General features: G+C 69.6%; 10 protein-coding genes and 1 pseudogene. 8 read left to right on the plus strand and 3 right to left on the minus strand.

The window, feature by feature from the left end; genetic code table 11:
• The first annotated feature begins 4 nt into the window (after nt 1-4).
• From AP428_RS28050 to AP428_RS28060, 3 genes and pseudogenes are all read left to right on the plus strand, one after another.
• A complete protein-coding gene (locus AP428_RS28050; RefSeq protein WP_011548921.1) occupies nt 5-1057 on the plus strand; it encodes a CaiB/BaiF CoA-transferase family protein in 1053 nt (350 codons plus the stop codon).
• A 128-nt stretch (nt 1058-1185) separates the two neighbouring features.
• Nucleotides 1186-1421: pseudogene (locus tag AP428_RS28055) on the plus strand (type II toxin-antitoxin system Phd/YefM family antitoxin).
• Nucleotides 1422-1468: 47 nt separating this feature from the next.
• The gene (locus AP428_RS28060; RefSeq protein WP_011548923.1) at nt 1469-1687 is read left to right on the plus strand and encodes a type II toxin-antitoxin system RelE/ParE family toxin; all 219 of its coding nucleotides are present in this window, start codon (nt 1469-1471) and stop codon (nt 1685-1687) included.
• 42 nt (nt 1688-1729) lie between these two features.
• Here AP428_RS28060 and AP428_RS28065 read toward each other — a convergent pair whose 3' ends face one another.
• Entirely contained in the window at nt 1730-2173 is a 444-nt protein-coding gene (locus tag AP428_RS28065) for a PaaI family thioesterase (protein WP_006480333.1), read from the minus strand.
• Nucleotides 2174-2450: 277 nt separating this feature from the next.
• Between AP428_RS28065 and AP428_RS28070 the strand changes: the two genes are divergently transcribed.
• Entirely contained in the window at nt 2451-4070 is a 1620-nt protein-coding gene (locus tag AP428_RS28070; RefSeq protein ID WP_011548924.1) for a methyl-accepting chemotaxis protein, read from the plus strand.
• Here the strand turns inward: AP428_RS28070 and AP428_RS28075 are convergent.
• Nucleotides 4043-5152 (minus strand): AGE family epimerase/isomerase, encoded by a 1110-nt coding sequence (locus AP428_RS28075; protein ID WP_027812333.1) that lies wholly within the window; start codon nt 5150-5152, stop codon nt 4043-4045. The two genes, AP428_RS28070 and AP428_RS28075, sit on opposite strands and share 28 nt — an antisense overlap.
• Before the next feature lie 115 nt (nt 5153-5267).
• Here AP428_RS28075 and AP428_RS28080 point away from each other — a divergent pair, with 115 nt between their 5' ends.
• The 4 genes from AP428_RS28080 (at nt 5268) to AP428_RS28090 (ending at nt 8413) form a co-directional block, all read left to right on the plus strand.
• Nucleotides 5268-5966, plus strand: coding sequence for an MgtC/SapB family protein (locus tag AP428_RS28080; protein WP_011548926.1), 699 nt, complete (start codon nt 5268-5270; stop codon nt 5964-5966).
• Nucleotides 5967-6071: 105 nt separating this feature from the next.
• Entirely contained in the window at nt 6072-7484 is a 1413-nt protein-coding gene (locus AP428_RS28085) for a hypothetical protein (protein WP_041489649.1), read from the plus strand.
• A gap of 174 nt (nt 7485-7658) precedes the next feature.
• On the plus strand, nt 7659-7814 hold the full coding sequence (locus AP428_RS37285; RefSeq protein WP_011548928.1) for a hypothetical protein: 156 nt from the start codon (nt 7659-7661) through the stop codon (nt 7812-7814).
• A gap of 119 nt (nt 7815-7933) precedes the next feature.
• Complete coding sequence (locus AP428_RS28090) at nt 7934-8413, plus strand: GNAT family N-acetyltransferase (protein ID WP_011548929.1); 480 nt, start codon at nt 7934-7936, stop codon at nt 8411-8413.
• 196 nt (nt 8414-8609) lie between these two features.
• Here the strand turns inward: AP428_RS28090 and AP428_RS28095 are convergent.
• A partial coding sequence (locus tag AP428_RS28095; protein WP_054928426.1) for a heavy metal translocating P-type ATPase occupies nt 8610-11043 on the minus strand: 2434 nt, incomplete at its 5' end.

Genomic DNA, 11043 nt, shown 5'->3' on the forward strand with positions numbered 1-11043 from the left:
CGCCATGTCATTGAATGCACCGCTTGCCGGTATCCACATCGTCGAATTCGAAGGTCTCGGCCCCGGCCCGCTCGCGGGCTGGATGCTCGCCGGCATGGGTGCGCGCATCACGCTGATCGCGCGCCCGTCCGGCCGCACGAGCGCGCCGGACGCGCTGCGGGCTCGCGACGGCGACTTGTTGCGCGAAGGCAAGACGATCGTCGAACTCGACCTGAAGGCGCCGGCCGGGCGTGACGCCGCGCTCGACCTGATCGCGCAGGCCGATGCGTTGATCGAGGGCTTGCGGCCCGGCGTGATGGAGCGGCTCGGCCTCGGGCCCGACGCTTGCGCGCGCCGCAATCCGAAGTTGGTCTACGGGCGCATGACGGGCTGGGGCCAGGATGGACCGCTCGCGGCCGCGGCCGGGCACGACCTGAACTACGTCGCGCTGACCGGGCTGCTGTCGCTGTCCGCGCCGCGCGACGGCCGGCCGGGCGTGCCGCCGACCGTCGTCGGCGATGCGGGCGGCGCGCTCGGGCTTGCGTTCGGCATCGTCTGCGCGTTGCTCGACGTACGCGGCGGCGGGCCGGGGCGCGTGGTCGACGGCGCGATCGTCGACATCGTGTCGATGCTCGGTTCGCTCGCATTGTGGGCGCGCGCGAACGGGCAGCTCGACGGCGCGCAGCCGAGCCTGTTCCACGACGCGCCGTTCTACGACGTGTATCGCTGCGCGGACGGCGAATGCGTGACGATCGGCGCGCTCGAGCCGCCGTTCTATGCGCTGCTGGTCGAACGGCTCGGGCTGACCGACGTCGATCCCGCGTCGCAGTACGACCGCGCGCACTGGCCTGCGCTGAAGGCGCGTTTCGCGGAGGTGTTCGCGCAGCAGCCATCCGCGCACTGGCGCGCGCTGCTCGAAGGCACCGATGCGTGTTTCGCGCCGGTGCTGAGCGTGGTCGACGCGGCCGTGCACCCGCACAACGCGGCGCGCGGGATCTATCGGACCGATGAGCACGGGAACGTGCGGGCGCGGGTGGCGCCGCGGTTTTTGCCGTTGGCGGGGGATGAGACAGACTAGGGCTGTCTTTCAGGAGGTGGTTTCCGTTCGTCGACGGTCGAGTGTCGAGTGCATCAGAGTGTCAATTTTGGTGCTTAGTCTCGTATCAAATTAAGTACAATCGGCGCTCGATTGGAGAAAGAGCAGATATGCCTCATACCATTCTGGCTAGCGTCTCGGAGCTGAAGCGGAATCCGATGGGAACCGTTGCCGCGGGCGAGGGTTTTCCGGTCGCCTCCTGAATCACAACGAACCCGCGTTCTACTGCATTCCCGCGAAGACGTGGGAGGCGATGGTCGAACGCCTGGAAGACACCGACGACAATGCGTTGGCCGATTCGCGCGCCAGGGAGAAGATCGTCAAGGTCAATTTGAATGACCTTTGATCTCGCCTTTCTCGAGCCTGCATTGAAGGGGGAAGCTCGATCGCACCGTGCGCGATCAATTCAAGGCCAAGCTCGCCGAGCGGCTCGCGCATCCTCGTATCCCGTCAGCCAAATTGCATGGCCACCCGGATCGCTACAAGATCAAGCTGCGCGGTGTCGGTTATCGCCTCGTCTACGAAGTGCGCGACGCGGAAGTCATCGTGCTGGTGGTCGCGGTGGGCCGCCGCGAGCGTGATGCGGTCTATCTGGCTGCGATGAAACGCTAGCGCGACAGGCGTCGCGGCATCGATGCTTGCCGACGCAGCAATTCACGCCGTCTCCACCGGCGCATCCGGCATCTTGCCGTCGCCGACGCGGTTGATCGTGCCTTGCGCGATCGCGACGAGCCGCTCGTGATCGCCGTCGATGACGAACACGTGGCACTGGCAGGTCGCCTGGTGCCGGCCCGCGTAGACGAGCTTCGCGCGGGCGACGAGCGTGCCGTTCACGGCCGGCCGCAGATAGTTGATCTTGTATTCGGCGGTGATCACGCGCGGGCCGAGCACGAGCGCGCCGGCGAACGTCAGCGCGTTGTCCGCGAGATAGCTGATGACGCCGCCGTGCACGAAACCATGCTGCTGCCGTAGTTCCTCGCGCACGGGCAGACACAGCGACACTTCGTTGTCGCCGATATGCATCAGCTCCGTGCCCAGCAGCATGCTGAACGGCTGCGCGCGCAATGCGCCGCGCGCGTGGTCCGTGATGTCGGTCATCGAACTTCCTTGAAATGAGTGCCCGCTTGCGCTGAACTCTAGGAAGGGGGCTCCGGATAAGCAAGGAAATTCGTCCGCGTTTCGTGCAAATCCCGGCGCGATGCGACGCGATTATTGCGTCGAATACGCAAGATCTCCGCGTTTGCGGGCGATTCGACGCGAATGCGCGCGCGAAGCGCGCGATTGACCTGCGTGGTGGCCATTCCGCCTAAAGTCCGACGAAGAAATGCCGCTAATGCCGGGGCATTGCCTCATCGTCCGCTCTCCAGGAATCCCCATGTTCGGAAAAATCAAGCTCGCGTCGGGTCTGCTCGGCGTGTTGACCGTGTTCTGCCTCTTCCTGTTCGCGATCGAAGCGCTCGGCTTCTGGGCGCTCACGTCGACGCGCAGCGGCGTCGACGATCTGTCGAACGTCGCGATCGCGCAGGTCGACGCGGCCAGCCGGGCGACCGAGCAACTGCTCGACGCGCGCATCAACCTGTCGCGTGCCGGCACGCGGATGGTGCGCGGCGGGCCGAAGCCCGAGGACATCATCCGTCACGCGGGCACGTCGCTCGCGGAAGCGGACAAGGCGTTCGCGGTACTGACGGCCGCGCAGGCGGTCGACGACACCAACCGCGCGCGCGTCGCGGCGCTCACCGAGCGCTATCGCGCGCTGCGCGGCGCGCTGGGCGAGCTCGTGCAGTTCCTCGACGCCGACAACATCCAGGCGTTCCTCGACCAGCCGACCCAGGGCTTCCAGGACGCGTACATCGCCGAGCTGCATCGCTTCACCGACTATGGCGGCACGTCGAGCCGCGCGGCGCTCGACACGATCGACGGCGGCATGCTGTGGTTCAAGTCGGTCGGCATCGTGCTGCTGGTGGCGATGCTCGCGGCGAGCGCCGCGATCTACGCGGCCGCGCGGCGCGCGGTCGTCGCGCCGCTGGAGCAGGCCGGCCGCCATTTCGAGCGGATCGCGCAGGGCCGTCTCGACGAAGCCGTGCAGGCGGGCGGCGTGTTCGAGATCGACCGGATGCTGCGCGCCCTCGGCGCGATGCAGACGAGTATCGCGGGCACCGTGCGCACGGTGCGCCAGGCGTCCGATGCGATCCACCTCGGCGCGGGCGAGATCGCGGGCGGCAACGCCGACCTGTCGGCGCGCACGGGCACGCAGGCCGCGTCGCTTGAGGAAACCGCCGCGAGCATGGAGGAATTGACCGCGACCGTCCGGCAGAACACCGACAGCGCGCGCGCGGCGAGCGCGCTGGCCGACGCGGCGCTCGAAGCGACGAGCCACGGCGGCGGCGTGGTCGACAGCGTGATCGACCGGATGCGCGGCATCGCGCAGAGCTCGGGGCGCATCGCGGAGATCATCTCGGTGATCGACGGCATCGCATTCCAGACCAACATCCTCGCGCTGAACGCGGCGGTCGAGGCCGCGCGGGCCGGCGAACAGGGGCGCGGCTTCGCGGTGGTCGCGGGCGAAGTGCGCTCGCTCGCGCAGCGCAGCGCGCAATCGGCGAAGGAGATCAAGGCGCTGATCGAGGATTCGGTCGCGCAGATCAACGGCGGCGCGGAACTCGTCGAGCGCGCCGGCGACGCGATGCGCACGGTGTCGGCGTCGATCACGCGCGTCGTGCAGACGATGTCGGAGATCACGGCGGCGTCGGTCGAGCAGAGCGTCGGGATCGAGCAGGTGAACCAGGCCGTCACGCAGATGGATCAGCTCACGCAGCAGAATGCGGCGCTGGTCGAGGAAGTCGCGGCGGCGGCCGCATCGCTGAACGACCAGACCGCGCACCTGATGCAGGCGGTGTCGGTGTTCGAACTGGGCGACGGACGCGTCGCCCACGGCGGCCGCGCGGCGCCGTCGTTCGCCGCGACGGATTACGAACCGGTCGGCAGCGCCGCGTAGGCGGTCGCGAGGTGATAGGGCGTCGTCGACGGCATGTCGGCGCGCGATACCTGTCCGTCCGCCGTCTTGCATTCGAACCAGCCGCGCGGATGCAGGAAGCGCGTGGCGAACCGCTCGATCTGGCGCGCGAGCGGCGCGGAGGCCGGCGTGCCGCCGTGCGTTGCGAGCGCGCGCAGGTATTCGGTCTGCGCCCAGATCCGCTGCGTGCCGTCGATGCATGCGCCTTGCGCGTCGAGCGCCGCGCACACGCCGCCCGTCTGCGGATCGACGCCGTATTGCTCGGCGAACGCGAACGCGCGCGACAGCGCGGCGGGCAGCCCGGTCTGCGCGAGCCGCGCACCGGCCGCATCGACCAGATAGAACCACTCGAACTGATGGCCGGGCTCGAAACGGTTGTCGGCTGATCCGAGCGGCAGCTCGGCCACGCAGCCGGTCGCCGCATCGACGAACGTGCGCTCGACGGCCTGCGCGGTGCGTGCGAGCGCATCGTCGAATGCCGGGTCGCCGAACGCATCGGCGGCCGCGAGCCACGCTTCGGTCAGGTGCATCAGCGGATTCTGCAGCGCACCGCTGCCGGATGACGAGAAGTCGGCATGGCGCGCGGCATCGAGCAACGCGTCGCCGTGGCGCGGCGCGAAGCGGTCCTGGATCAGCGCGGCGGTTTCCTCGGCCACCGTGCGCGCGGCGGCGTCGCCCGACGCCGCATGCCACGCAGCGCACGCGAACACGATGAACGCGTGCGTATAGAGATCCTTGGTCGTATCGAGCGGTGCGCCCTGCGCATCGACGCTGTAGATCCAGCCGCCGTGGCGCGGGTCGCGAAAGTGCCGGCACAGCGCGTCGAACAGCGTGGCCGCGTGGGCGGTGTCGCCGGCCTGCGCGAACACGAAGAGTTGCCTTGCGCACGCCATTGCGCGATAACGGGTCACGGGCAGCGGCGCGTGGGTGGCCGGATCGACGGCCTCGAACGGCAATTGCAACGCCGAGTCGAACCCTGAACCCCGCCAGATCGGCAAGACGACGTGCGCGAAATGGTGGCGCAACTGGGCGGCCTGGGCGGAAGCGGAGTCGGAAACGGACATGGCGGGGTTGAGCGCTTGGATCGAAACGTGTCGGCGCGGCCCGGAGAATCGGCGCGGCCGGGGCCAAGGATAAAACATTCCGCGCGGCCGGCACCAAAAAAAGGAGAGAAATCGGATGCTCAGCAACCTGGAACTCGTGATGCGGCTCGTTCTCGCGGCGGCGCTCGGCAGCGTCATCGGCTTCGAGCGCGAGCGCCTGTCGTGGGCGGCCGGCCTGCGCACGCACATGCTGGTGTGCGTCGGCTCGACGCTGATCATGATCGTGTCGGCGTTCGGTTTTGCCGACGTGCTCGGCACCAGCGACCACGTCGTGCTCGATCCGTCGCGGATCGCCGCGCAGGTCGTATCGGGCATCGGCTTCCTCGGCGCGGGTTCGATCCTGCTGCGCGGCGAGATCGTGCGCGGGCTGACGACGGCCGCGAGCCTGTGGTCGGTCGCGGCGATCGGCCTGGCGGTGGGCGGCGGGCTCTATGTCGCGGCGATTTCCGCGACGATCATCATCCTGATCATCCTGGCCGGCATCAAGCCGCTGGAGCGGCGCTATTTCACGGTGCGCCAGCGGCGCCAGCTTGCGTTGACGGTCGCGAGCGGCACGCTGACGTTCGATTCGCTGCACGCGGCGCTCGGCCCGGACAGTGCGCGCGTGAAGCAGTTCATCGTGCAGCGTGCCGACGACGCGGGGGAGCAGGACGAGGTGCGCATCGCGCTGGCGCGCGTATCGGAACTCGAATACAAGGCCATCTGCGCCAAGCTGCGCGCGCTGCCCGGCGTCACGCGCTTCGACGGCGGGAACGGGCTGGCGGGCGACGAATAGCGTGACTCGATTGCGTGACTCGGTTGCGGGGCGTGCGACAATGGCCGGCCACCGATTCCGTTCGACATCCGGGTTCGCGTCTGCGGGCCCCGCTATCCGATTTCCATGACCGAATCCGTTTCCACGCCTCGCTCCCGCTCCCGTTCCACCCGTTCGTCGGCCCGTTCGCGCCCGCGCTCGGCCGCTGCCGCAGGCAGCACGTCCGCCAGGGCGACGGCGCGATCCGGCAGCGCACCGGCCGGCGACGCGCCGCGCGACGAACGGACGCTCGACCTGTTCGGCGATCCGGTGCTGGAGCCGGGCGAGCGCATGCCGGTGACGGCGCACGAGGAAGCGCTGGTGGAAGCCGATGCGGCGGCCGTTGCCGATGACGGGCGACAGGCTACGCTGGACGGGTTCGTCCCGCCGGCGGATGCGGCGGCAACGCATGCGGAAGCGGAAAGGACGGCGGCGCAGGATGGGGCGGTCGAGGCCGTTTCCGTTTCGACACCTGAAGGCGATGTGGCCGCGAACGTCGACGGCGCATCGGCAGAGGGGCTTGCAACGCAGGCCGCCGATTCGCCTGCGGTCGATGGCGGCGTAACGCAGATCGACGTGCCCGCGGTCGACCGCGCCGCGAACGCGGAGACGAAGCTGGAAGCCGAAGATGGCGCTGCGGCGCAGGCGGCGGAGTCGCCAGCGGCAAATGGCGAAGTCGCGAAGCCTGTCGTCGAGGCGGCGGTCGTCAAATCCCGCGAAGGGAAATCTTCGGGCGACGCCGTGAAGGAGCGCCGCGCGTCATCGGGCAGCAAACGCCGGGTCGCTGCCGGCGCCAATGAAGCGGCGGCGACGCCAGCCGCACCGGTTGCGACGAGCGTCGATTCGAAGCCGGAAGCGGTTGACTCGAACCTGCCGCTGGTCGTCGCCGCGCCGGTCGAGCCACAGACGCCGGCACAGCCGACCCAGCCGACCCAGTCGGCACAGTCGGCACAGTCGGCACAGTCGGTGCGGCCGCTCGAACCGGCAATCGCCACACCTTCCGCGAAGCCCCGCGACACGACCCCGCAGCCCGACGTTTCGCCGTCGCCGGTTGCGCAGCCGGCGGTATCCGCCGCCTCGTTCGTGACCAAGCCCTCGTCGGAGCGCCCGCAACCGCCCGCGCCGGCCTTCGATCCAGACACGCACCTGCGCCCGCTGACCGACCGGCTCGCCGCGCTGCAGTCCGACGTGGACGGACTGACGCGGTCGGCCGATCGCGAGATGCGCCGCGTCAACCGGCTGCTGCTGGCGCTGGCCGTCGTCGTGCTGGTAGGGCTCGTCGCGCTGGTGCTGCAAACGCGGCAGATCGCGCACCTGAAGCAGGACGTGGCCACCCAGCAGCAACGGATCGATCGCCTCGCGGCCGATCTGTCGACGCAGCAGGCCACGCTGATGACGCTCGAGGAGCACCACGAAGCGCTCCTGTCGCAAGTCGACCGGCTTCAGCGCAGCGCGAACCGCGAGGCGGCCGTCGCGAAGCGGGTTCGTCGCACCCGCTAACGTTTCGACCCTATCCTGACAGCCCGATGCAGCAAGGATCGCCGCTTCCCGCCGGCGATCGGCTGTCGCGCGGGTGCGGCAAACCGATGCAGTTCGCTGGCAGAGTTCAGGGAAAACCCTTAGAATGGAGGCGTTCTAAGGGAAAACCCTAGCCATATCTGTCAGGAGTCTCACATGAGCTTCATCTTCGCCCTGCTGCAAAAAATCGACGACCTGTTCGTGTCCCCGCACCTGCCGCTCGACGCCGAATACTCGTACGCCGCACGTCACGCCGAAGCCGAGCGCGTGCGCCGTGCAAACCTGGTGCCGATCGTCCTGTACCGTCGCTGATTCGCTGATTCGGCGCGGCGTCCGCCGTACCTGCTCGCCCGTTTTCCACCGCCGCCTCGCGCGCCGGTGCGACCGTCCCGTTACACTGGAAGTCCGATTCCGTTCACGGCGACCGGGCCATGCTGCAGATGCGGCCGATGACGGCCGGCGAATTCCACGCGTACCGCACGCGAGCCATCCACGGCTACGCGAGCGATCTCGTTTCCTCCGGGCAAAATGCTGTCGAAGACGCGGCCGATCGTGCGCGCGCCTGTTTCGACACGCTGCTGCCGGACGGCCTGCTGACCGCCGGCCAGACCCTCGTCACGCTCATCGACGGCGCCAGCGGCGACACGGTGGGCGACCTCTGGTACGCGATCGTCCCCGAAGGGCCGAACCGCACGCTGTTCATCTACGACCTCGACATCGTCCCGTCCCGGCGCCGCCAGGGCTGGGCCACGCGTGCGCTCGATGCGCTCGACGCCGAGGCGCGTCGCTACGGCGTCACCGAGATCGGGCTGTCGGTGTTCAATCACAACGCGGCGGCGCGTGCGCTGTATCGTTCATGCGGCTTCGTGCCGATCACCACGACGTTGATCAAACCGGTCGTGTCGGACTGAATCCGCGGGCTCGCGATGCATCGTCATGGGGTTGTGCGATTCGGCACACTGCGTAGCTGGCCAATGCCGGCACGCTCCGTGATCCTCTGACCGCCCACCGCCCACCGCCCACCGCCCACCGCCCACCGCCCACCGCCCACCGCCCACCGACCGCCGAACGGCCCATTCGGCTATCCCGCCTTCACGGCCCGCCGCATCAACGCGCGCGGCCTTTCCATCTCCGCAGCAGCAACGCGTTGGTCACGACGCTGACGCTGGAAAACGCCATCGCCGCGCCCGCGATCACCGGGTTCAGCAAGCCGAGCGCCGCGAGCGGCACGCCGACCAGGTTGTACACGAACGCCCAGAACAGGTTCTGCTGGATCTTGCGGTACGTGCGTTTGGAAATGTCGATCGCATCGGCGACGAGCGCCGGGTCGCCGCGCATCAGCGTGATGCCGGCCGTGTGCATCGCGACGTCGGTGCCGGTCGCCATCGCGATGCCGACGTCCGCCGCGGCGAGCGCGGGCGCATCGTTGATCCCGTCGCCGACCATCGCGACGACGCCCCCGTGCGTGCGCTTCAGCTCGGCGACGACCCGCGCCTTGTCGTCGGGCAGCACCTGCGCATGCACTTCGCCGATGCCGAGCGCCGCCGCGACGGCCGTCGCGCTGCCGCGGTTGTCGCCCGTCACGAGCGCACTCGCGACGCCGCGCGCCGACAGCGCCGCGATCGCGTCGCGGGCGCCCGGCTTCACGGTGTCGCCGAAGGCGATCAGCGCGAGCACCGCGCGCGGCGCATCGGCACGCATCAGCCACGAGATCGTGTTGCCCGCGCGTTCGAGTTCCGCCGCGCGCGCATCGAGCGCCGGCGGCACCGCGATGCCGAGTTCGTCGCGCCAGCGCGTGCTGCCGAGCGCAAGCTGTTGCCCGCCGACGTGCGCTTCCACGCCGCGCCCGGCCACCGCGCGCGCATCGGTCGCGACGACCGACGCGGCTGCGCCGCCCTGTGCGGCCACGTCCGCGTCGTGCGCGACGACCACCGCACGCGCGAGCGGATGGTCGCTCTGCCGCTGCACGGCCGCCGCGAGCGCGAGCGCTTCGGCGCGCGGTATGCCGACGGCGTCGAACGCCGTCACGGACGGTTTGCCTTCGGTCAGCGTGCCGGTCTTGTCGAACGCGATCACGGTCGTGCGTTGCGCAAGCTCGAGCGCTTGCGCGTCCTTGATCAGCACGCCGTGCCGGGCCGCGACGCCTGTGCCGGCCATGATCGCGGCGGGCGTCGCGAGACCGAGCGCGCACGGGCACGCGATCACGAGCACCGCGACCGCGTTGAGGATCGCGGTTTCCGTCCCGGCGCCGGCGATCAGCCAGCCGACCAGCGTCAGCACGGCGATGCCGAGGATCGCCGGCACGAACACCTCGCTGACGCGATCGACGAGCCGCTGGATCGGCGCCTTCTCGGCCTGCGCGGATTCGACGAGGCGGATGATGCGCGCGAGCGTCGTCTCTGCGCCGATCGCGGTGGTTTCGACGACGAGCGCACCTTCGCCGTTGATCGAGCCGGCCGTGACGGCGTCGCCATCGTCCTTCGGCACGGGCAGGCTTTCACCGGTGATCAGCGATTCGTCGATGTGCGAGCGGCCCGACACGATCCGTCCGTCGACGGGCACGCGCTCGCCGGGCCGGATGCCGACGCGCGTGCCGACGCGCACCTGCGACAGCGGCACGTCGCGTTCGACGCCGTGCTCGACGACGCGCGCACGGTCGGGGCGCAGCGCGTTCAGCGCGCGGATCGCCTCGGTGGTCTGGCGCTTCGCGCGCGATTCGAGCCACTTGCCGAAGCGCACGAGCGTGACGATGACGGCCGACGCTTCGAAATACAGATGGCCGGGATGCGCGGGATCGCGCAGCAGCATCCACAGGCTCAGCCCGTATGCGGCCGACGTGCCGAGCGCGACGAGCAGGTCCATGTTGCCGGTGCGTGCCTTCACCGCATGCCAGGCCGCGCGGTAGAAGCGCGCGCCGAAGCCGAACTGCACGATCGACGCGAGCACGAGCTGAAGCCAGCCGGGCAGCATCAGGTCGATACCGAACGGTGCGGCGAGCATCGGCGCGACGAGCGGCGCGCTCAGCACGGCGGCGCCGATCACGAGGTTGCGTTCGCGAATCGCTTCGCGGCGCTTGCGTGCGTCGGGGTCCTGCGCGGGGCTGGCTGGCTGTAAGTCGGCGCCGGCCGGTGCGCTGGCGGGTGACGCGGCCGGAAGCGACGCACGGTAGCCGGCTGTGGTGACCGCCGCGATCAGCGTGGCGGCGTCGAGTGCGCCGGCGCCGTGCACCGACGCGCGTTCGGTCGCGAGGTTGACCGTCGCGCGGGCGACGCCCGGCACGGCGGCCAGCGCCTTTTCGACGCGGCCGGCGCAGGACGCGCACGTCATGCCGCCGATGTCGAGTTCGACGTCGGCGGAAGCGGGCGTGGCAGCGGAAGTTGCGGGCCGAGCCGAGACGGCGATCGGTGTTGCGCCGTAGCCTGCCTGTTTCACCGCGTCGGCAAGCTGCGCGGCGGACACGTCGTTCGACGCGTCGACCGTTGCACGTTCGGTTGCAAGATTGACTGATGCACGCGTGACGCCCGGAACCTTCGCGAGCGCC

Origin of the sequence: Burkholderia sp. E168m22 (assembly GCF_001319805.1) — a bacterium.
Taxonomy (GTDB): domain Bacteria; phylum Pseudomonadota; class Gammaproteobacteria; order Burkholderiales; family Burkholderiaceae; genus Burkholderia; species Burkholderia orbicola.

Bases quoted from the DNA above. Each gene is read 5' to 3' on its own strand.
- AP428_RS28075 (WP_027812333.1), bottom strand. From the start codon at position 5,152: ATGTCCGTTTCCGACTCCGCTTCCGCCCAGGCCGCCCAGTTGCGCCAC.
- AP428_RS28090 (WP_011548929.1), top strand. From the start codon at position 7,934: ATGCTGCAGATGCGGCCGATGACGGCCGGCGAATTCCACGCGTACCGC.
- AP428_RS28085 (WP_041489649.1), top strand. From the start codon at position 6,072: ATGACCGAATCCGTTTCCACGCCTCGCTCCCGCTCCCGTTCCACCCGT.
- AP428_RS28050 (WP_011548921.1), top strand. From the start codon at position 5: ATGTCATTGAATGCACCGCTTGCCGGTATCCACATCGTCGAATTCGAA.
- AP428_RS28080 (WP_011548926.1), top strand. From the start codon at position 5,268: ATGCTCAGCAACCTGGAACTCGTGATGCGGCTCGTTCTCGCGGCGGCG.
- AP428_RS37285 (WP_011548928.1), top strand. From the start codon at position 7,659: ATGAGCTTCATCTTCGCCCTGCTGCAAAAAATCGACGACCTGTTCGTG.
- AP428_RS28070 (WP_011548924.1), top strand. From the start codon at position 2,451: ATGTTCGGAAAAATCAAGCTCGCGTCGGGTCTGCTCGGCGTGTTGACC.
- AP428_RS28065 (WP_006480333.1), bottom strand. From the start codon at position 2,173: ATGACCGACATCACGGACCACGCGCGCGGCGCATTGCGCGCGCAGCCG.